The organism is Bradyrhizobium sp. LB14.3 (genome assembly GCF_040547985.1).
Lineage (GTDB): Bacteria > Pseudomonadota > Alphaproteobacteria > Rhizobiales > Xanthobacteraceae > Bradyrhizobium.
Window position 1 is genome coordinate 82,135 of sequence record NZ_JBEPQT010000006.1, and the last position, 19,792, is coordinate 101,926.

20 protein-coding genes are annotated in these 19,792 nt (G+C 64.1%); all 20 read right to left on the minus strand.

Features of this window, described 5'->3' with window-relative positions:
* Positions 1–45: 45 nt before the first annotated feature.
* Positions 46–1,716 carry a ribonuclease J gene (locus ABIB00_RS14585; protein ID WP_354104827.1) on the minus strand — a complete coding sequence of 557 codons (1,671 nt, stop codon included), beginning with the start codon at positions 1,714–1,716 and terminating at the stop codon, positions 46–48.
* A complete protein-coding gene (locus ABIB00_RS14590; RefSeq protein WP_354104828.1) occupies positions 1,716–2,522 on the minus strand; it encodes a biotin--[acetyl-CoA-carboxylase] ligase in 807 nt (268 codons plus the stop codon). The genes ABIB00_RS14585 and ABIB00_RS14590 overlap by 1 nt, the downstream gene beginning before the upstream one ends.
* Before the next feature lies 1 nt (position 2,523).
* A complete protein-coding gene (gene nuoN, locus ABIB00_RS14595; protein WP_354104829.1) occupies positions 2,524–3,960 on the minus strand; it encodes an NADH-quinone oxidoreductase subunit NuoN in 1,437 nt (478 codons plus the stop codon).
* 22 nt (positions 3,961–3,982) lie between these two features.
* Positions 3,983–5,491 (minus strand): NADH-quinone oxidoreductase subunit M, encoded by a 1,509-nt coding sequence (locus tag ABIB00_RS14600; RefSeq protein ID WP_354104830.1) that lies wholly within the window; start codon positions 5,489–5,491, stop codon positions 3,983–3,985.
* The gene (gene nuoL / locus ABIB00_RS14605) at positions 5,492–7,591 is read right to left on the minus strand and encodes an NADH-quinone oxidoreductase subunit L (protein WP_354104831.1); all 2,100 of its coding nucleotides are present in this window, start codon (positions 7,589–7,591) and stop codon (positions 5,492–5,494) included.
* A gap of 65 nt (positions 7,592–7,656) precedes the next feature.
* On the minus strand, positions 7,657–7,965 hold the full coding sequence (gene nuoK / locus ABIB00_RS14610; protein ID WP_015685769.1) for an NADH-quinone oxidoreductase subunit NuoK: 309 nt from the start codon (positions 7,963–7,965) through the stop codon (positions 7,657–7,659).
* Positions 7,962–8,600, minus strand: coding sequence for an NADH-quinone oxidoreductase subunit J (locus ABIB00_RS14615; protein ID WP_007610978.1), 639 nt, complete (start codon positions 8,598–8,600; stop codon positions 7,962–7,964). The genes nuoK and ABIB00_RS14615 overlap by 4 nt, the downstream gene beginning before the upstream one ends.
* 9 nt (positions 8,601–8,609) lie before the next feature.
* Entirely contained in the window at positions 8,610–9,098 is a 489-nt protein-coding gene (gene nuoI, locus ABIB00_RS14620; RefSeq protein WP_247349480.1) for an NADH-quinone oxidoreductase subunit NuoI, read from the minus strand.
* A gap of 14 nt (positions 9,099–9,112) precedes the next feature.
* Positions 9,113–10,180: an NADH-quinone oxidoreductase subunit NuoH gene (gene nuoH / locus ABIB00_RS14625; RefSeq protein ID WP_007603555.1), complete on the minus strand. Its 1,068-nt coding sequence runs from the start codon at positions 10,178–10,180 to the stop codon at positions 9,113–9,115.
* A 4-nt stretch (positions 10,181–10,184) separates the two neighbouring features.
* Positions 10,185–12,260, minus strand: coding sequence for an NADH-quinone oxidoreductase subunit NuoG (gene nuoG, locus ABIB00_RS14630; protein WP_354104832.1), 2,076 nt, complete (start codon positions 12,258–12,260; stop codon positions 10,185–10,187).
* A 5-nt stretch (positions 12,261–12,265) separates the two neighbouring features.
* Entirely contained in the window at positions 12,266–13,591 is a 1,326-nt protein-coding gene (gene nuoF, locus ABIB00_RS14635) for an NADH-quinone oxidoreductase subunit NuoF (RefSeq protein ID WP_354104833.1), read from the minus strand.
* A gap of 15 nt (positions 13,592–13,606) precedes the next feature.
* Positions 13,607–13,813 carry a hypothetical protein gene (locus tag ABIB00_RS14640; RefSeq protein WP_247349314.1) on the minus strand — a complete coding sequence of 69 codons (207 nt, stop codon included), beginning with the start codon at positions 13,811–13,813 and terminating at the stop codon, positions 13,607–13,609.
* The gene (gene nuoE / locus ABIB00_RS14645; protein ID WP_247349315.1) at positions 13,813–14,424 is read right to left on the minus strand and encodes an NADH-quinone oxidoreductase subunit NuoE; all 612 of its coding nucleotides are present in this window, start codon (positions 14,422–14,424) and stop codon (positions 13,813–13,815) included. Before nuoE ends, ABIB00_RS14640 begins: the two co-directional genes overlap by 1 nt.
* 12 nt (positions 14,425–14,436) lie before the next feature.
* On the minus strand, positions 14,437–15,399 hold the full coding sequence (locus tag ABIB00_RS14650) for an FkbM family methyltransferase (protein WP_354104834.1): 963 nt from the start codon (positions 15,397–15,399) through the stop codon (positions 14,437–14,439).
* Positions 15,399–16,595 (minus strand): NADH-quinone oxidoreductase subunit D, encoded by a 1,197-nt coding sequence (locus tag ABIB00_RS14655; protein WP_247349318.1) that lies wholly within the window; start codon positions 16,593–16,595, stop codon positions 15,399–15,401. The genes ABIB00_RS14650 and ABIB00_RS14655 overlap by 1 nt, the downstream gene beginning before the upstream one ends.
* 2 nt (positions 16,596–16,597) lie before the next feature.
* Positions 16,598–17,212, minus strand: a complete 615-nt coding sequence (locus ABIB00_RS14660; RefSeq protein ID WP_354104835.1) for an NADH-quinone oxidoreductase subunit C — start codon at positions 17,210–17,212, stop codon at positions 16,598–16,600.
* A gap of 11 nt (positions 17,213–17,223) precedes the next feature.
* The gene (locus ABIB00_RS14665) at positions 17,224–17,805 is read right to left on the minus strand and encodes a NuoB/complex I 20 kDa subunit family protein (RefSeq protein WP_247349482.1); all 582 of its coding nucleotides are present in this window, start codon (positions 17,803–17,805) and stop codon (positions 17,224–17,226) included.
* The gene (locus tag ABIB00_RS14670; RefSeq protein ID WP_007603535.1) at positions 17,802–18,167 is read right to left on the minus strand and encodes an NADH-quinone oxidoreductase subunit A; all 366 of its coding nucleotides are present in this window, start codon (positions 18,165–18,167) and stop codon (positions 17,802–17,804) included. Before ABIB00_RS14670 ends, ABIB00_RS14665 begins: the two co-directional genes overlap by 4 nt.
* A gap of 257 nt (positions 18,168–18,424) precedes the next feature.
* Positions 18,425–18,658 (minus strand): hypothetical protein, encoded by a 234-nt coding sequence (locus ABIB00_RS14675; RefSeq protein ID WP_354104836.1) that lies wholly within the window; start codon positions 18,656–18,658, stop codon positions 18,425–18,427.
* Positions 18,655–19,791: a PepSY-associated TM helix domain-containing protein gene (locus ABIB00_RS14680; protein ID WP_354104837.1), complete on the minus strand. Its 1,137-nt coding sequence runs from the start codon at positions 19,789–19,791 to the stop codon at positions 18,655–18,657. Before ABIB00_RS14680 ends, ABIB00_RS14675 begins: the two co-directional genes overlap by 4 nt.
* Between the last annotated feature and the right edge of the window lies 1 nt (position 19,792).

The following is a 19,792-nucleotide window of genomic DNA, read 5'->3' on the forward strand; positions in this document are numbered from 1 at the left end:
CCGGAAAAGTGTGAAGCGGTTTTCCGATGAGATCATGCTCAAACTTTATACTGCCAGCACATGTACCAGACAGGGGGGCTTTTTGCCCCAATGTTCGTTGATCACGGAGCGGACAGCGCGTCGCACCGACTCCGCCAGCGCATCCGCGTCGCGACGGCGCGCCTTCGGCAGGCCTTCGATGGTGGAGACCACGGCATCGAAGACGATGTCGTCGAAGGGCTCGCCCGCCCTGTTCTTCTCGGGGATGCCGATCAGATCGACCTCGGGATCGTCGACGAGCTCGCCTTGCTGCGTCATGGCGATAGCCACAAAGGCGCAGCCGGAGAAGGCCAAGCGGCGCCGCTCGACCACCGCGCGGGACTTGGAGTCCTCCAGAATCGTGCCGTCCTTGTAGAGACGGCCCGCGGGCACTTGCCCGATAATGCCGGGATCGCCGGGGCCGAGCTTGACGAGATCGCCGTTGCGGCAGACCAGCACGCGCGGCACGCCGGCGGCACGCGCGAGCTTGGCGTGCTCGTTCAGGTGCAGGGCCTCGCCATGGACGGGGATCAGGAGCTGCGGCCGGGTCCAGGCGATCATGTCGCGCAATTCGTCGCGGCGGGGATGACCGGAGACATGGACCAGCTGGTCGCGGTCGGTGATGACCTCCACACCCTGCAAAACCAGGCCGTTGATGATGGCGCCGACCGCCTTCTCGTTGCCGGGAATGGTGCGCGAGGAGAAGATCACGCTATCGCCGCGGTTGAGCGTGATCTCGGGATGGTCGTCATTGGCGATGCGCGCCAGCGCGGCACGGGGCTCGCCCTGGCTGCCGGTGCAGAGCGCCAGCACCTTGTCTTGCGGCAGATGACCGTAGACCTCGGGGGAGCGGAAACTCTGCACGCCGTCGAGATAGCCGGTCTCGCGCGCGACCTGCACCACGCGCTCCATGGCGCGGCCGACCACGACGACCTCACGGTCGGCGGCCTTCGCAGCGATGGCAACCGCCTTGAGGCGCGCGACATTGGAAGCAAAGGTCGTGACTGCGACGCGGCCCTTGGCGGCCTTGACGAGCTCGGTGATGGATCTCGCAACCTCGGCTTCCGAGGGTGAGCGGCCGTCGCGCACGGCGTTGGTGGAATCGCCGATCAAGGCGAGCAGGCCCTGATCGCCCAGCTCGCGCAGCCGCTTTTCGTCGGTCGGGCGGCCGATGATCGGGGTCGGATCGATCTTCCAGTCGCCGGTGTGCAGCACCGTGCCAACTTCGGTGTGAATCGCCAGCGCATGCGACTCCGGAATCGAATGCGCGACGGGGATGAACTCGACGTTGAACGGACCGATATCGACGCGCCCGCCGGACGGCACCACCGTCACCGGGATCTTCGGCGCATTGCGCTCGGCGGCGCATTTGGCTTCGAACAGCGCGGCGCTGAACTGCGTCGCATAGATCGGGCATTTCAGCCTCGGCCACAGGTCGATGATGGCGCCGAAATGGTCCTCATGGGCGTGGGTCAGCACCAGGCCCATCAGGTTCTTGCGTTCCTTCTCCAGGAAGCTGATGTCGGGCATGATCAGGTCGATGCCCGGCAGATGCTCCTCGTCGCCGAAGGAGACGCCGAGATCGATCGCCAGCCAGGCGCGCTGCTGGCGGTTGCCGAGGCCGTAGATCGACAAATTCATGCCGATCTCGCCGACACCGCCGAGCGGTGCAAATACCAGTTCTTCAGGCTTCGCCATCACGCAGCTCCCACGGAGGCGGCCGAGCCAAAGAACACCTCGCCCGCGGCCACCGGCACGCGCCGGCCCTCCGCGGTGCAGACGATCAGGCAGCCGGCGTCGTCGATCGTGTCAAAAATGCCTTCCAGCGTCATCACTCCCGTGTGGATCGCAACCCGCTCGCCGAGGCCGGCGGCGCGCTCCAACCATAGTTTGCGGATCTCGGCAAAGCCGCGACCATTGTCCCAGATGCCGCGGAACTCCACCCAGGCGTCAGAGAGTGCCGAGAACAGCTCCTCCGCGCTGATCTGGACGCCGAGCGCGGCGAGCGACACCGCGGGCGTGGGCGTCCCCTCGGGCGCGGCGACGACGTTGGTGCCGATGCCGACGACGATGGCAAGGCGTTCGCCGACGGCTTCGGCCTCAAGGCCGATACCGACCAGCTTCTTGCCGCCGGCAAGCACGTCGTTAGGCCATTTCAGGGTGTAGCGGGGACGACCCTCGCCGAGGCGCAGTGCAGCCTCCAGGCTCACCTTTTCCAGGGCGGCCTCCTCGGCCAGCCCGGCCGCAAAGCCGATCGTCGCGGCGACAGACGGGGCAATGTCCAGGACTTCGAGGACGCTGGCGGCGAGGTTGCCCTTTGGCGCGATCCAGGCACGCTGACGTCGGCCACGGCCCGCGGTCTGCTCCGACGTGACGAACCACATCGGGCCGCGTTCGCCGCCCCTCGCGTGCTCGATCGCCTCGGTATTGGTCGAGCCGGTCCGTTCGAAAGCCGCGAGCTTGTAGCCCGCCGACAGAGCGCTGGGACCGAGCGCGAATGCCATCCTAGAACAGCGACTTTGCCGCGGCGGAGGCGACGCTCACCACCGGGCCCGCGAACAGGGCGAACAGGATATTGAACAGGCCCGCGACCGCCAGCACCGTCCGCACCTCGACCCTGACAGGATCGACCTGCCCCGCCGGCTCGTCGAAATACATCGTCTTGACGATGCTGAGATAATAATAGGCGCCCACCACGCTGGTCAGCACGCCGACGACAGCGAGCGTGAACAAATTCGCCTTGATGGCGGCGACGAAGACGTACCATTTGGCAAAGAAGCCGGCGAGCGGCGGGATGCCGGCGAGCGAGAACAGCAGCATCGCGAACATGAAGGCGAGCAGCGGATTGGTCCGCGACAAACCGGCGAAATCGCTGATTTGCTCGACGGGCTGGCCGTTGCGCTTCATGGCGAGGATGACCGAGAACGAACCGAGCGTCATCGCGACATAGATCACGATGTACATCAGCACGCCCTGCGCGCCCTCGACCGTGCCTGCGGCAAGACCGACCAGGGCAAAGCCCATGTGGCCGATCGAGGAATAGGCCATCAGGCGCTTGATGTTGCTCTGGCCGATCGCGGCGAACGAGCCCAGCGCCATCGAGGCGATTGCCACGAACACCAGGATCTGCTGCCACTGCGAGACGATGCCCGGGAATGCGGTCAGCGTGACGCGGGTGAAGACCGCGAGCGCGGCGACCTTCGGCGCCGAGGCGAAGAAGGCGGTGACCGGGGTCGGTGCGCCCTCGTAGACGTCAGGCGTCCACATGTGGAACGGGACCGCCGAGACCTTGAAGCAGAGGCCGGCGAGCAGGAACACCAGGCCGAACACCAGGCCGACATTCGAGACGGTCGCGGCCGCCGCGATGCCGGTGAAGGTCACAGTACCGGTGAAGCCATAGATCAGAGAGGAACCGTACAGCAGCATGCCCGAGGATAGCGCGCCGAGCACGAAGTACTTCAGACCGGCTTCGGTCGACTTGGCGTTGTCGCGGTTCGAGGTCGCCACGACGTAGAGCGCGAGCGACATCAATTCGAGGCCGAGATAGAGCGAGATCAGATCGCCGGCCGAGATCAGCACCATCATGCCGAGAGTCGAGAGCAGCACCAGGATCGCGTATTCGAAGATGCGGCGCGACGGGTCGGACAGGAACTCGGTCGACAGCACCAGCGTCACCGCCGAGCCGATCAGGGCCAGTATCTTCATGAAGCGGGCAAAATCATCGACGATGAAGCTGCCGCCGAAGGTCACCTGCTTGCCCGCGGGCAGCATGTATTCGAGCACGCCGACCACGATCAGGAGCAGCACCGAAAGCGAGGTGACCGTCCTGGTGGTCTCCTGCCCGCGATAGGCGCCGAGCATCAGCAGCGCCATGGCGCCGATTGCGAGCACGAGCTCGGGCAGCACCGGCGCCAGTTGATAACCTGCAGTCTCAAAGCTCATGGCGATATCCTGACCTGCCCGCTCACTGGAGCAGTGCGGCGGCCTTCACGGCCGTCACAGCGGTGTTGTAATTGTTGACGAGTTGCTGGACCGAGGCCGCCGACATGTCGAGCACCGGCTTCGGGTAGATGCCGAACAGGATCGTCAGCGCGATCAGCGGGAACAGCGTCAGGCACTCCCGGAAGGTGAGATCCTTCATGCTCATCAGCGACGGCTTGACCAGCGCTCCGAACACCACCTTGCGGTAAAGCCAGAGCGCGTAGCAGGCCGACAGGATCACGCCGAAGGTGGCGAAGAACGCGGTCGGGATCGAGACCTTGAAGGTGCCGAGCAGCGTCATGAACTCGCCGACGAAGCCGGAGGTGCCGGGCAGACCGACATTGGCCATGGTGAAGACCATGAAAGTCAGTGCGTAGAGCGGCATCCGGTTGACGAGGCCGCCATAGGCCGCGATGTCGCGGGTATGCATGCGGTCGTAGACGATGCCGACGCAGAGGAACAGCGCGCCGGAGACGATGCCGTGCGAGATCATCTGGAACACGCCACCGGCGACGCCCTGCATCGTGCCGGCAAAGATGCCCATGGTAACGAAGCCCATATGCGCCACTGAGGAGTACGCAATCAGCTTCTTCATGTCCTCCTGCATCAGCGCCACCAGCGAGGTGTAGATGATGGCGATGGCGGAGAGCGTGAACACAAACGGCGCGAAATCATGCGACGCCAAGGGGAACATCGGCAGCGAGAAGCGCAGGAAGCCGTAGCCGCCCATCTTCAGCAGGATCGCGGCGAGGACCACGGAGCCTGCGGTCGGCGCCTCGACGTGCGCGTCGGGGAGCCAGGTGTGTACCGGCCACATCGGCATCTTCACCGCGAAGGAGGCGAAGAAGGCCAGCCAGGCCCAAGTCTGCAACGAGCGCGGCACGGCCGTGTGCATCAGGGTCGGGATGTCGGTGGTGCCGCCGTTCCAGTACAGCGCCATGATGGCGAGCAGCATCAGGACCGAGCCGAGCAGCGTGTAGAGGAAGAACTTGAAGGACGCGTAGACCCGGCGCGGACCGCCCCAGACCCCGATGATCAGGAACATCGGGATCAGGCCGCCTTCGAAGAACAGGTAGAACAGCACGAGATCGAGCGCCGAGAAGGTGCCGATCATCAGCGTTTCCAGGATCAGGAACGCCATCATGTATTCGCGGACGCGGTTGGTGATCGCCTTCCAGCTCGCGATGATGCAGAACGGCATGATGGCGGTGGTCAGGATCACCAGCGGCAGCGAAATGCCGTCCACGCCCATGTGATAGGTGATGCCGGTGGCGAGCCAGTTCGCCTTCTCGACGAACTGGAAGTCGGCGTTCGACGCGTCGAACCGCATGACCAGGATCACCGATACCGCGAAGGTGATCAGCGTGGTCCAGAGCGCGATCCAGCGCGAGTTGCGCCGGGCCGCCTCGTCATCGCCGCGGCTGAGATAGACGATCAGCGCGCCGACCAGCGGCAGGAACGTCGTGACGGATAGAATTGGCCAGGTCGTCATTTACTGGCCTCCAAAGCCGAACATGAACCAGGTGATCAGGCCGGCGGCACCGATCAGCATGGCGAACGCGTAGTGGTAGAGATAGCCGGTCTGGATCTTCACGACGTTGCGGGTGACATCCAGCACGCGGGCCGAGATGCCGTCGGGGCCGAGGCCGTCGATGATGAAGCCGTCGCCCTTCTTCCAGAGCTGATAGCCGATCCACTTCGCCGGACGGACAAAGATGAGATCGTAGAGCTCGTCGAAGTACCATTTGTTGAGCAGGAACTTGTACAGCATCGGCTGCGTGTTCGCGAGCTCGACCGGCAGATAGGGCCGGCGGATGTAGAACAGGTACGACACCAGGAAGCCCAGCACCATCATCACCGTCGGCAGGAAGGCGATGGTCTCGGGGATGTGGTGCATCCCCTCGATGATGTGCGGATTCATCTTCACGGACTCGCGGAAGAACTCCTCGATGCCGTGACCGGCAAACAGCTCCTTGAACGGGAAGCCGGCTAAGATAGAGCCGACCGCGAGCACGCCGATCGGGATCAGCATCCAGATCGGCGCTTCATGCGCAGCCTCATAGTGATGCTCGTCGTGGGGCTCGCCGTGGAAGGTCTTGAAGATCAGGCGCCACGAATAGAACGAGGTCAGGCCGGCCGCGACGACCGTCATCAAGAAGCCGTACATCGCGAACGGATTGTGCGAGGCGTAGGCGGACTCGATGATCGCGTCCTTGGAGAAATAGCCGGCGGTCAGCGGGAAGCCGGTGAGCGCGAGCGTGCCGACCACCATCACCGCGTAGGTGTAGGGGATCTTGCGCCAGAGGCCGCCCATGTTGCGGATGTCCTGCTCGTGATGCATCGCGTAGATCACCGAGCCGGAGCCCAAGAACAAGAGCGCCTTGAAGAAGGCGTGCGTGAACAAATGGAACATGCCGACCGAATAGGCCCCTGCTCCCATCGCCACGAACATGTAGCCGAGCTGCGAACAGGTCGAGTAGGCGACGATGCGCTTGATGTCGTTCTGGACGAGGCCGATGGTCGCCGCGAAGAACGCCGTGGTGGCGCCGAAGAACATCACGACGGCCTGCGCGTTCGGCGCGAGCTCGAACAGCGGCGACAGGCGCGCCACCATGAACACACCGGCGGTGACCATGGTCGCCGCGTGGATCAGCGCCGACACCGGGGTCGGGCCCTCCATCGCGTCCGGCAACCAGGTGTGCAGAAGGAACTGCGCCGATTTGCCCATCGCGCCCATGAACAGCAGCAGGCAGGTCAGGGTCAGCGCATCGGCGTGCCAGCCGAGGAAGTCGATGGTCTTGCCGGTCAGGCTCGGAGCTGCATGGAAGATGGTCTCGAAATCGGTCGAGCCGACCAGCAGGAAGATCGCGAAAATGCCGAGCGCGAAGCCGAAATCGCCGACGCGGTTGACCACGAAGGCCTTGATGGCGGCCGCGTTCGCCGACGGCTTCTGGTACCAGAAGCCGATCAGGAGATAGCTCGCCAGACCCACGCCTTCCCAGCCGAAGAACAGCTGCACGAGGTTGTCCGCGGTCACCAGCATCAGCATGGCGAAGGTGAACAGGCTGAGATAGCCGAAGAAGCGCGGCCGGTTCGGGTCCTCGTCCATGTAGCCGATGGAATAGAGGTGCACGAGCGAGGACACGGTGGTGACCACCACCAGCATCACCGCGGTGAGCGTGTCGACCCGCAGCGTCCAGTAGACCTGGAGATCGCCGGAGAGAATCCACGGCAACAGCGGAATGCGCATGTCGTGGTGCATGAAGCCGACGTTGACCAGCGTCATCCAGGACAGCGCCGCCGACACGAACAGGAATGCCGTGGTGATCAGCTCGGCGCCGCGCGAGCCCGCCGCGGGCGGCTCGGAGACGTGATGGTCGTCGTGACCGTCGCCGGGCTCGTGATGGGACTCCTGGATGACCGACGCATCCTCGTTGATCGTATCGGACGCATGCGCCTGTGCGCCGTGTCCGTGATCATCGTGGTGCTCGACCGTGTCGCCCGAGGGGTTGCGGGCATGCGCGCCGAACAGCGCGATCAGGCCAGCCAGAATGGCCCCCAGCAGAGGCAGAAAGACGATAGCCTGGACCATGACTTATTTCTCTTTGCGCATGATCTGACCGGAAAACCGGTATCCACTTTTCCGGATCATGCGCGTTAGCCCTTCATCAGATTGACGTCCTCAACCGCGATCGAGCCGCGGTTGCGGAAATAGACCACCAGGATGGCGAGACCGATCGCGGCTTCGGCGGCCGCGACGGTGAGCACAAGAAGCGCGAAGACCTGCCCGACGATATCGCCGAGGAAGGTCGAGAACGCCACGAGGTTGATGTTGACCGCGAGCAGGATCAGCTCGATCGACATCAGGATGACGATGATGTTCTTGCGGTTCAGGAAGATGCCGAGGATCCCGAGCGTGAACAGGATCGCGCCGACCGCAAGATAGTGTCCGAGCCCGATCGTCATTTCACCCACTCCGCCGCGTCAGAGTCCTGGAGCCCCTGCCCCGGCGCCACCTTGCGTATCGCCATCGCAATTTCGGGCGTGCGGGCGTTCTGAACGTTGATGTCCTGCCGCTTGACGCTCGCCTTGTGCCGCAGCGTCAGCACGATGGCACCGATCATGGCAACCAGCAGCACCATGCCCGAGAGCTGGAAGTAGTGGATGTACTTCGTATAAAGCACCAGGCCGAGCGCCTCGGTGTTCGAGACATTGGTCGGGATCGCCGCCGTGATCGTCTTGGCAACGCCGGGGTTGATGACCCAGAAGCCGACCGTGAGCAGCAGCTCGAACAGGAAGATGCCGCCGATCACGAGGCCGACCGGCAGGTACTCGATGAAGCCCTCGCGCAGCTCGAGGAAATCGACGTCGAGCATCATGATCACGAACAGGAACAGCACGGCGACGGCGCCGACGTAGACGACGATCAAGATCATCGCCAGGAATTCGGCGCCCATCAGTACGAACAGGCCGGAGGCGTTGACGAAGGCCAGGATCAGGTACAGCACGGAGTGCACGGGATTGCGCGAGACAATCACCATCACCGCCGAGGCGACACAGACGCCGGCGAAGAGATAGAAGAACAGCGCGGGAAGGATCATGCTCTCATCTCACCGGTACGGCGCGTCGAGCTCGATCGCTTTTGCGATCTCGCGTTCCCAGCGGTCGCCGTTGGCGAGCAGCTTGGCCTTGTCATAGAATAGTTCCTCGCGGGTCTCGGTCGCGAACTCGAAATTCGGGCCTTCGACGATCGCATCGACCGGACAGGACTCCTGGCAGAGGCCGCAATAGATGCACTTCACCATGTCGATGTCGTAGCGCACGGTACGGCGGGTGCCGTCGTTGCGGCGCGGGCCGGCCTCGATGGTGATGGCCTGTGCCGGGCACACCGCTTCGCAGAGCTTGCAGGCGATGCAGCGCTCTTCACCATTCGGATAGCGGCGCAGCACGTGCTCGCCGCGGAAGCGCGGCGAGATCGGGCCCTTCTCGAACGGATAGTTCAGTGTCGGCTTCGGCTGGAAAAAATAGCGCATGGCGAGGAAGAACGCCGAGACGAATTCCGACAGCAGAAGCGACCGTGCAGTGGCGTTGATGTTGATACCCATGACGGCCCTCACTTCGGCGCGATGCCGGCGAAATGCAGCACTCCGGCCACCACGATCACCATCGCCAGCGACAGCGGCAGGAACACTTTCCAGCCGAGGCGCATCAGTTGATCGTAGCGGTAGCGCGGCACGATCGCCTTGGCCATCGCGAACAGGAAGAACATGAAAAACAGTTTTAGCGAGAACCAGATGATCCCCGGCACCCAGTTGAAGGGCGGGAGGTCCACCGGCGGCAGCCAGCCTCCGAGGAACAGGATCGTCGCCATCGCGCACATCGTGGCAATCGCGACATACTCGCCGAGCATGAACAGCAGATACGGCGTCGAGCCGTATTCGACCATGAAGCCGGCCACGAGCTCGGATTCCGCTTCGACCAGGTCGAACGGCGGGCGGTTGGTTTCCGCCAGCGCCGAGACGTAGAAGATCACGAACATCGGGAACAGCGGCCAGACATACCAGTTCAGGATGGTGAGCTGCGGCAACCCGATCAGGCTGGCGAGGCCGCGGACATGCTGGGCCTCGACCACGGCCGAGAGGTTCAGCGTGCCGGCGCAGAGCAGCACCGTGATGATGACGAAGCCGATCGAGACTTCATACGACACCATCTGCGCCGCCGAGCGCAGCGCCGCCAGGAACGGGTACTTCGAGTTCGACGACCAGCCCGCCATGATGATGCCGTAGATCGACAGCGACGAGATCGCGAAGATGAAGAGGACGCCGACATTGATGTCGGAAATCACCCAGCCGAGATTAGTCGGGATCACCGCCCACGCGGCGAGCGCGAGCACGCACGACACCAAGGGAGCAAGAAGGAACACGCCCTTGTTGGCGCCGGACGGAATGATCGGCTCCTTCAGCACGAACTTCAGGAGATCGGCGAAGGACTGCAGCAGCCCCCAGGGACCGACAACGTTCGGGCCGCGGCGTATCTGCACCGCCGCCCAGATCTTGCGGTCGGCGAGCAGGATGTAGGCGATCGCCACCAGCAGGACGACCAGCACCAGGACGCTCTCCGCGATCATGATGATCAGCGGCCAGAGGAACCCGGTCCAGAATGCGCTTTCGAAGAATTCCATCAGCTCACTCCGCTGCGGTCAGCATCTGCCCGGAGGCAAGCCGCGAACACTCCGCCATCACGGCGGACGCACGCGCGATTGGGTTGGTCAAATAGAAGTCCTCGACCAGCGGCTTGAACGGCGCCTTCTCCATCGTGCCGCCCTTGCCCGCGAGTTTCTTGATCTGGTCGGCGGAGCCGGCCTCGATCTGGTCGAGACGGATTAGATGCGGCACGACCTTGAAGATCGCCTGGCGCAGGGCCGAAAGCGAGTCGTAGCCGAGCTTCTTGCCGAGCGCCTCCGACAGCGCGCGGACAATCGCCCAGTCCTCGCGGGCCTCGCCCGGCGGGAACGCGGCGCGGCCGGTCATCTGCACGCGGCCTTCGGTGTTGACGTAGATCGCGGACTTCTCGGTATAGGCGGCTGCCGGAAGGATCACGTCGGCGCGATGCGCGCCGCGGTCGCCGTGGGTGCCGATATAGACGACGAAGGTGCCGTCCGACGGCTTGATCTCGTCGGCGCCGAGCAGGAACAGCAGGTCGAGCGTCCCGAACGTCGTCATCTGCGCGGCGTTCAGCCCGCCCTGACCGGCGACAAAGCCGATATCCAGCGCACCGACGCGCGAAGCGCTCTCATGCAGTACGCCAAAGCCGTTCCAGCCGTCCTTGAGCGCGCCGACGTCGAGCGCAAGCTTGGCGGCGGCGGCGAGAATAGCAGCGCCGTCGTGGCGCGAGGCCGCGCCCGCACCGACCAGGATGATCGGGTTCTTGGCGTTCTTCAGCACGTCCATGAAGGAGTGCTTGCCGGCCGCGAGCTCACCGAGCGTCTCGGTGCCCGCGCCGAGATGGTCATAATCGTAGGTCAGGTCGTCCTTGGCGCCGATCACGCCGACCTTGAAGCCGCCGGCGCGCCAGCGCTTGCGGATGCGGGCGTTGAACACGGCCGCCTCTTTCCGCGGATTGGCGCCGATGATCAGCAGCGCGTCGGCCTGCTCGACGCCCACCAGCGTCGGATTGAAGATGTAGGAGCCGCGGCCGAGCGCGGGGTCGAAGGCGTCGCCGCCCTGCACCGCCAGATTGCCCGAGCCGTATTTGGCCAGCAGGTCCTTCAGCGCGAACATCTCCTCGATGCCGGCGAGGTCGCCCGCGATCGCGCCGATGCGCTTGCCGTCGGTGCGCGCCGCCTTCGCGGCGATCGCGGCAAAGGCTTCGGGCCAGCTTGCCGCCCGCAGCTTGCCGGCTTCGCGGATATAGGGCCGGTCAAGGCGCTGGGTGCGCAGACCGTCGACGACGTGGCGGGTCTTGTCCGAGATCCATTCTTCGTTCACGGCCTCGTTGATGCGCGGCAGGATACGCATCACTTCGCGGCCGCGGGTGTCGACTCGAATCGCGGATCCGATGCCGTCCGTCACGTCGATCGACTGGGTCTTGCCGAGCTCCCACGGGCGTGCGGCGAAAGCATAAGGCTTCGAGGTCAGCGCACCGACCGGGCAGATGTCGACGAGATTGCCCTGAAGCTCCGACGTCAGCGCGTGCTCGAGATAGGTCGTGATCTCCATGTCCTCGCCGCGGCCGGTCGCGCCCATTTCAGGGGCGCCGGCCACTTCCGCCGAGAAGCGGACGCAGCGCGTGCACTGGATGCAGCGGTTCATCGAGGTCTTGACCAGCGCGCCGAGATATTTGTCCTCGACCGCGCGCTTGTTCTCGGCGAAGCGGCTGGTGTCGACACCGTAGCCCATCGCCTGGTCCTGCAGATCGCACTCGCCACCCTGGTCGCAGATCGGGCAGTCCAGCGGATGGTTGATGAGAAGGAATTCCATCACGCCTTCGCGCGCCTTCTTCACCATCGGCGAACGCGTGGAGATTTCCGGCGGTTCGCCCTTGGGACCCGGACGGCAATCGCGCACGCCCCAGGCGCAGCTTGCGACCGGCTTCGGGCCGCCCTTCACCTCGACGAGGCACATCCGGCAATTGCCGGCGATCGACAGCCGCTCGTGATAGCAGAAGCGCGGAATCTCGGCGCCCGCCGCCTCGCACGCCTGAAGCAGCGTGTATTCGGCGGGGACATCGATCTCTTTGCCGTCGATGATGAGCTTGGTCATTCTCTCTACTCCGCCGCGACCATGTTCACGGGATCGCGGACGCCGGCATCGTCGATGTCGGCCTTATGCGAATACTGGTCGATGCGCGCTTCGATCTCATGACGGAAATGCGCGATCAGGCCCTGGATCGGCCACGCCGCCGCGTCGCCGAGCGCGCAGATGGTGTGGCCTTCGACCTGCTTGGTGACCTCCAGCAGCATGTCGATTTCGCGCTTGTGGGCGCGGCCGTCGGCCATGCGGCTCAAGACGCGCCACATCCAGCCGGTGCCCTCACGGCACGGCGTGCACTGGCCGCAGCTCTCATGCTTGTAGAAATAGGAGATGCGGGCGATGGCGCGGATCAAATCGGTCGACTTGTCCATCACGATCACGGCCGCGGTGCCGAGGCCCGAGCGCAGCTTGCTCAAGCTGTCGAAATCCATCGGCGTGTCGATGATCTGCTCGGCCGGCACCATGCGCACCGAGGAGCCGCCGGGGATCACGGCCTTGAGGTTGTCCCAGCCGCCGCGCATGCCGCCGCAATGCTTCTCGATCAGCTCACGGAACGGAATGCCCATGGCCTCTTCGACGTTGCAGGGCCGCTCGACATGGCCGGAGATGCAGAAAAGCTTCGTGCCGACATTGTTCGGACGGCCGATGCCGGCGAACCACGCCGCGCCCCGGCGCAGAATGTCGGGCGCGACCGCGATCGACTCGACGTTGTTGACGGTGGTCGGGCAGCCGTACAGGCCGACATTCGCCGGGAACGGCGGCTTCAGACGCGGCTGGCCCTTCTTGCCTTCGAGGCTCTCGAGCAGCGCGGTTTCCTCGCCGCAGATATAAGCGCCGGCGCCGTGGGCGACGTAGATGTCGAACGGCCAGCCGTTGACGTTGTCCTTGCCGACCAGCTTGGCCTCGTAGGCCTGGTCGATCGCCGCCTGGAGATGCTCGCGCTCGCGGATGAACTCGCCGCGGACATAGATGTAGCAGGCATGCGCGTTCATCGCGCAACTCGCGATCAGGCAGCCCTCGATCAGGAGATGCGGATCGTGCCGCATGATCTCGCGGTCCTTGCAGGTACCGGGTTCGGATTCGTCCGCGTTGACGACGAGATAGCTCGGCCGACCGTCGGTCGATTCCTTCGGCATGAACGACCATTTCAGGCCGGTCGGGAAGCCGGCGCCACCGCGGCCGCGCAGCCCCGACGCCTTCATCTCGTTGATGATCCAGTCACGGCCCTTGTCGATGATGTTCTTCGTACCATCCCAGGCGCCGCGGCGCCGCGCGCCCTCGAGCCCCCAATCATGGAGGCCGTAGAGGTTCTTGAAGATGCGGTCCTTGTCCTCGAGCATGTCAGTGCTTTCCGATCAACGGTTGGCTTGCTTGTAGGCAAGCCCGGCGGCGCAGACGGCGAAGGTCAACGCCCAGAGCAGACTGGATTCCAGCGGCGCGTTCAGGGCGAAGCGCTGAAGCAGGAAAATGAATGTGGCCGCCGCGGCGGAATGCATTGCGATGAAGCCCCACTTCTTCACAACACTGCTCCCTTCAACGACTGACGACGAGAGATCACGCATCAGGTGACCTCCTTAAGTGTGGTCGGCCCGCCCGTCGGCGCCGAGAACTGGCGGCCGTTCTGCGGGCCGGGCTTGGGCGGATTGCCCGAAGCAAAGCCGTCGAGCACCTTGCCGAAGCTTTCCTTGGTCAAATCCTCATAGGTGTCCTTGCCGATCAGCACCATCGGCGCGTTCACGCAGGCACCGAGGCACTCCACCTCTTCCCAGCTGAAATTGCCGTCCTTGGAGAGATGGAAGGGCTCGTGATGGATGCGGTGCTCGCAGACGTGGATCAGATCCTCGGCGCCGCGCAGGCGGCACGGCGTGGTGCCGCAGACCTGGACGTGGGCCTTCTTGCCGACGGGGGCCAGCTGGAACATCGTGTAGAAGGTCGCGACCTCGAGCACGCGGATATAGGGCATGTCGAGCATGTCGGCGACGACGCGGATCGCGGCTTCCGAGACCCAGCCATCGTGCTGCTCCTGCGCCCGCCAGAGGATGGCGATGACCGCCGAAGCCTGGCGTCCGGCCGGATATTTCGCGATCTGCTGCTTGGCGAACGCGAGGTTCTCCTCCGTCAACGCAAAGCTCGCGGGCTGGACTTCCTTCGGTGCTAATCGGCGAACGGACATATCTTCAATCTCTCACTGCATGCGGCGCGCGGTTTTGGCATTCAGGGCTTCGATCCTGTCCTGCCAGAATGCGCTTGCGGTGCCGAAAACGTTGTAGCCGACGTGGGTCGAGACCTTGATGCGATCGAGGATCGACAGCTCGGTCACGGTCTCCATCCGGTTGCTGCGCGGATCGAACACGATCAGCTTCAGCGGGGTGTGTTCGAGGATGTAGCGCGACACCGCATGCGAGCGGTCGCTGCCGTGCTCTTCGCACATGATGACGCTGTCGGCCTGGAGCAGCCGGGCGCCGCCCTTGATCGCCTCGATCTCGACGCCCTCGACGTCAAGCTTGATCAGGTACTTGCCGCTGGCGGCAACCTTGCCGTCGTCGATGAGATTGTCGAGCGCGATCACAGGCACGTCCTCGCCGCCCGCCGACGCACCGCCGGCAATGCTGAAGGCCTCGTGCTTGGTGCCGGACAGACGCGCGGTGCCGCGGGCCGCGCCGATCGCGCATTTCATGGTCTCGAAGCGATTGCCGTTGACGCGGGCGTTGTTGGCGAGCTTCGGATAGTTCTGGCCGGACGGCTCGATCGCAATCGCCATGTGCGAGCCGAATGGCTTGCTCGACACCAGCACCGACCAATAGCCGTAATTGGCGCCGCAATCGAGCAGCGTGTAATCGACGTCGATGGAGTCCGCGAACAACAGCTCCAGCTCGTCCTCGTAATTGTAGGAGCGGTTGAGCAGCTTGCTCCAATAGCCGTCGCCGTAGGGGAATTCGAACACGGCGTCGGGGTTGAGCTTGATCGCGATGTTGCGCTCGGGCAGCGTCTTCCGCAGCAGGTTCGCGCAGGCGATGTAGCCCATATGCGAGAAGTGCGACGAGATCTTCGATCCCGTCACCAGCGCCAAGGCAGCCGTCCGCTCCCACAGGTTGGCCCCTTCAAGGGCCCCCGAGGCACGGTCAAACTGGATTGGCGCCTGCGCCATCACCGATCGACCTCTCCGAACACGATGTCGAGCGAGCCGAGGATCGCCGAGACGTCGGCGAGCAGATGGCCGCGGCAGATGTGGTCCATGGCCTGGAGATGCGCAAAGCCCGGCGCGCGGATCTTGCACTTGTAAGGCTTGTTGGAGCCATCGGAGACGAGATAGACACCGAACTCGCCCTTGGGCGCCTCGACCGCGGCATAGATCTCGCCGGCCGGCACGTGGACGCCTTCGGTGTAGAGCTTGAAGTGATGGATCAGCGCTTCCATCGAGCGCTTCATCTCGCCCCGGCGCGGCGGAGCAACCTTGTTGTCTTCGACGACGACCGGGCCTTTTCCTTCGGCTGCGTTCAGCTTCTGGATGCACTGCTTCATGATGCGCACGGACTGGCGCATCTCTTCCATGCGGATCAGATAGCGGTCGTAGCAGTCGCCGTTCTTGCCGATCGGAATGTCGAAATCCATCTCGGCGTAGCACTCATAGGGCTGCGACTTGCGCAGATCCCAGGCGGCGCCCGAGCCGCGCACCATCACGCCCGAGAAGCCCCACTCCCAGGCTTCCTTCAGCGACACCACGCCGATGTCGACGTTGCGCTGCTTGAAGATGCGATTGGCGGTGAGCAGCCGATCGAGATCTTCGACCACCTTCAGGAACGGATCGCACCAGGTGTCGATGTCGTCGACCAGCTTCTGCGGCAGGTCCTGATGCACGCCGCCGACGCGGAAGTAGGCTGCGTGCATGCGGCTGCCGGAGGCGCGCTCGTAGAACACCATCAGCTTTTCGCGCTCTTCAAAGCCCCACAGCGGCGGGGTCAGCGCGCCGACGTCCATCGCCTGCGTGGTGACGTTGAGCAAATGCGACAGAATGCGGCCGATCTCGCAATAGAGCACGCGGATCAACTGAGCGCGGCGCGGCACCTCGATGCCGAGCAGCTTTTCAGCCGCCATGCAGAAGGCGTGCTCCTGGTTCATCGGCGCGACGTAGTCGAGGCGGTCGAAATAGGGGATCGCCTGGAGATAGGTCTTCTGCTCGATCAGTTTTTCGGTGCCGCGGTGAAGCAGGCCGATATGCGGGTCGACGCGGGCGACGACCTCGCCGTCAAGCTCCAGCACCAGACGCAGCACGCCATGCGCCGCCGGATGCTGCGGACCGAAGTTGATCGTAAAGTTGCGAAGGTTTTCGGGTTGCTCGTTCATGTTCAGACCTTCGGCCCTGCTTTTTCATCGCCCGGAAGGACCGGATAGTCGGCGCCCTCCCACGGAGACAAAAAGTCGAACTTGCGGAATTCCTGGTTGAGCCTGACCGGCTCGTACACCACCCGCTTCTCCTGGTCGTCGTAGCGGACCTCGACGAAACCGGTGGTCGGGAAGTCCTTGCGCAGCGGATGGCCCTCGAAGCCATAGTCGGTCAGGAGGCGGCGCATGTCGGAGTGGCCGACGAAGAACACGCCATAGAGGTCGTAGGCTTCGCGCTCGAACCAGTCGGCGCCCGGGAACACCTCGATCAGCGACGGCACCTGCGTGGTCTCGTCGGCCTGGGCCTTGAGCCGGATCCGCGCGTTCAGGGCCGGTGACAGGAAGTGATAGATCACGTCGAAGCGTTTTTCGCGCGAAGGATAGTCCACCGCCGTGATGTCGGTGAAGTTGATGAACCGGCAGTTCGGGTCGTCGCGGAGGTACTTGACCACCTCGACGATCTTGCTGGCTTCGACATCGACCGTGAGCTGGTTGAAGGCCACCGAATGACCGATGGCAGCGCCCGGAAGCGCGCTAACGATCGTCTGCCCCAGGGCGTCGAGCTTGGCGTCGTCCATGACGTAAAACCTTAGCGTTCGATGGTACCGGTGCGGCGGATCTTCTTCTGCAGCAGCAGCACCCCGTAGAGCAGCGCTTCCGCCGTCGGTGGGCAGCCCGGCACGTAGATGTCGATCGGCACGATACGGTCGCAACCGCGCACGACCGAGTAGGAATAGTGATAATAGCCGCCACCGTTGGCGCAGGAGCCCATCGAGATGACGTAGCGCGGCTCGGGCATCTGGTCGTAGACCTTACGCAGCGCAGGCGCCATCTTGTTGGTCAGGGTGCCCGCGACGATCATCACGTCGGACTGGCGCGGCGAGGCACGCGGGGCGAAGCCGAAGCGCTCGATGTCGTAGCGCGGCATCGAAACCTGCATCATCTCGACCGCGCAGCAGGCGAGACCGAAGGTCATCCACATCAGCGAGCCGGTACGCGCCCAGGTGATGAGGTCGTCGGTCGCGGCCACGAAGAAGCCCTTGTCGGACAGCTCCGAATTGACCTCGAGGAAGAACGGATCACGGGCTCCGATCGGCTTGCCGGTCGACGGATCCAGAATGCCCTTGGGGGCCGGCGCTACAACCGGACCGGAGGACGGTGCAGGATTCAATCCCATTCGAGTGCCCCTTTCTTCCATTCATAGGCGAACCCGACCGTCAGCACGCCGAGGAACACCACCATGGACCAGAAGCCGGTCGCGCCAAGCTTGCCGAACGCGACCGCCCAGGGAAACAGGAACGCCACCTCGAGGTCGAAGATGATGAAGAGGATGGCGACCAGATAGAAGCGAACGTCGAACTTCATGCGGGCGTCGTCGAAGGCGTTGAAACCGCACTCATACGCCGACAGCTTTTCCGGATCCGGCTGCTGGAACGCGACGATGAAGGGCGCGATCAGCAGCACAAGGCCAATAAGGCCCGCTACCCCTATGAATACCACGAGTGGAAGATAGTTCTGAAGAATGCCGCTCATTGACGAGCCCTTTTTCCCGCAGCCTCGGGACAGCCACGGATTCGTCCAGTTTGGAATTGTTCTGAGCCTTAGCGCAGTGCACCAATGGGCGCAAGACACGCTCTTTTTAGGCCCTTTCCCGCTCCCGGAACGATGAAATTCCGGAATCACCCCGCGCTGGTATGGAGCAGATCAGAAAACCCGGCAAGGGTTGGGCAAGAGCGCCCACGGTTTTGCAGGGCAGCGGTTCTGAGATTGCGGCGCACGGGCTGAGGCGGCTACTTGCCGCGCAACATCCGGTCAAAATGCCGGGGTTTTTGGCCGCCGCGGCGCACCCAAACCCAGGCGATGACCAGCACAGGCGCTCCCACGGTCACCCAGGCGACGTACTGGCCGACGGTCCCCCAGAGCAGCGCAGCGAGCAGACCGGTGATGGTCGCAGCCGCAAGCAGGACAGGTGCGGCAAAGACACGTATCCACCGGCGCGTACGGTCAGGGGAGGCATGCATCACGACGGGACCGGGGCTCGTCTGGCGAATGCGTTGGATTTGGCAGGCGCGCGCTTGCGCCGCCGCGCCAGCCAGAGATGGAGACCGCTGCCGATCACAACGATCGTGAGCAGGTCGAGCGCGGCCCAGATCACCTTGAGCGGCATCCCGCCATAGTCGCCGAAATGCAGCGGCTGCGAGATCAGGAGCGCCTGGAGATAGACCGGCAGCGCGCGGCTGTCGGCGACCTCCCCCGTCTCTCCGTCGAGCAGCACCGGCTTGAGCAGCCGCGCCGTCAACGCCGTGTCGCCGCGCATGAAGGCGGCGAAGTGATGCGACGAGGTGAAGGGCGTCCCTGGAAAGGCGATGAAGGCGACCTCCATGCCGGGCGCGGTGTGTCTGGCGCGTGCGACGACGTCGTCGAGCGACGCCAGATGCGACGGTGGCGGCTTGCCGGTATATGGCGCGACCATGCTGGCGAGTTCGGTCACCTTCCACTGGTTGAGCATCAGCTCGGCCCAGGTGTTGACGACGCCGGTCAGGCCCACCACCAGCGCCCAGGCCACCGTCACCACGCCGATCAAATTGTGCCAGTCGAGCCAGCGCACGCGGGTTGAGGCGCGGTCGCGAATAGTGGCAAAGCGCAAACGGCGAGTGAACGGCCAGTACAGCACCACGCCGGAGATGATGGCGATTGCGAACAGCAGACCCATCCCGCCCAGAAACAGCTTTCCGGGCTGGCCCGCGAACATATCGGTGTGCAGCTTCAGAACGATCAGCATCGGCCCGACGCCGACCGGGCCGAGCAGCTTGGTCGAGACCGCATCGAAGGCGCGCACGGTGGTATTATCGGGCAGCCCGTCGACGGCACTGTTGGTGAAAGCCGTGACGATCCCGGGCTCGTCCTTGTCCCAGGAGATATATTGCAGCACGCGGCCGGGATCGGCGGCGAGCGCGGCGTCGGCGACCGCCTGGGTCGTCGCACGCGCCGCGCTCGCATGAGCTTCGGGCTGGGGGGCATAGCCCAGGAGCTCATCGATCTCGTGATGGAAGATCAGCGGCAGGCCGGTCAGGCAGAGCAGCACCAGAAAGACGGTCGAGATCAGGCTGGTCCAGGTGTGGACCACGGACCAGAGCCTGACCGTGCGCGCCTTCACG

Excerpts from the sequence above, each read along its gene's own strand:
- ABIB00_RS14650 (WP_354104834.1), bottom strand. The coding sequence starts at position 15,399 with ATGGCGCAGGCGCCAATCCAGTTTGACCGTGCCTCGGGGGCCCTTGAA.
- ABIB00_RS14640 (WP_247349314.1), bottom strand. The coding sequence starts at position 13,813 with ATGCGTGATCTCTCGTCGTCAGTCGTTGAAGGGAGCAGTGTTGTGAAG.
- nuoF (WP_354104833.1), bottom strand. The coding sequence starts at position 13,591 with ATGCTCGAGGACAAGGACCGCATCTTCAAGAACCTCTACGGCCTCCAT.
- ABIB00_RS14615 (WP_007610978.1), bottom strand. The coding sequence starts at position 8,600 with ATGATCCTTCCCGCGCTGTTCTTCTATCTCTTCGCCGGCGTCTGTGTC.
- nuoE (WP_247349315.1), bottom strand. The coding sequence starts at position 14,424 with ATGTCCGTTCGCCGATTAGCACCGAAGGAAGTCCAGCCCGCGAGCTTT.
- nuoH (WP_007603555.1), bottom strand. The coding sequence starts at position 10,180 with ATGGAATTCTTCGAAAGCGCATTCTGGACCGGGTTCCTCTGGCCGCTG.
- ABIB00_RS14670 (WP_007603535.1), bottom strand. The coding sequence starts at position 18,167 with ATGAGCGGCATTCTTCAGAACTATCTTCCACTCGTGGTATTCATAGGG.
- ABIB00_RS14600 (WP_354104830.1), bottom strand. The coding sequence starts at position 5,491 with ATGACGACCTGGCCAATTCTATCCGTCACGACGTTCCTGCCGCTGGTC.
- ABIB00_RS14655 (WP_247349318.1), bottom strand. The coding sequence starts at position 16,595 with ATGAACGAGCAACCCGAAAACCTTCGCAACTTTACGATCAACTTCGGT.
- ABIB00_RS14590 (WP_354104828.1), bottom strand. The coding sequence starts at position 2,522 with ATGGCATTCGCGCTCGGTCCCAGCGCTCTGTCGGCGGGCTACAAGCTC.
- ABIB00_RS14585 (WP_354104827.1), bottom strand. The coding sequence starts at position 1,716 with ATGGCGAAGCCTGAAGAACTGGTATTTGCACCGCTCGGCGGTGTCGGC.
- ABIB00_RS14660 (WP_354104835.1), bottom strand. The coding sequence starts at position 17,212 with ATGGACGACGCCAAGCTCGACGCCCTGGGGCAGACGATCGTTAGCGCG.
- nuoN (WP_354104829.1), bottom strand. The coding sequence starts at position 3,960 with ATGAGCTTTGAGACTGCAGGTTATCAACTGGCGCCGGTGCTGCCCGAG.
- nuoG (WP_354104832.1), bottom strand. The coding sequence starts at position 12,260 with ATGACCAAGCTCATCATCGACGGCAAAGAGATCGATGTCCCCGCCGAA.
- nuoL (WP_354104831.1), bottom strand. The coding sequence starts at position 7,591 with ATGGTCCAGGCTATCGTCTTTCTGCCTCTGCTGGGGGCCATTCTGGCT.
- nuoK (WP_015685769.1), bottom strand. The coding sequence starts at position 7,965 with ATGACGATCGGGCTCGGACACTATCTTGCGGTCGGCGCGATCCTGTTC.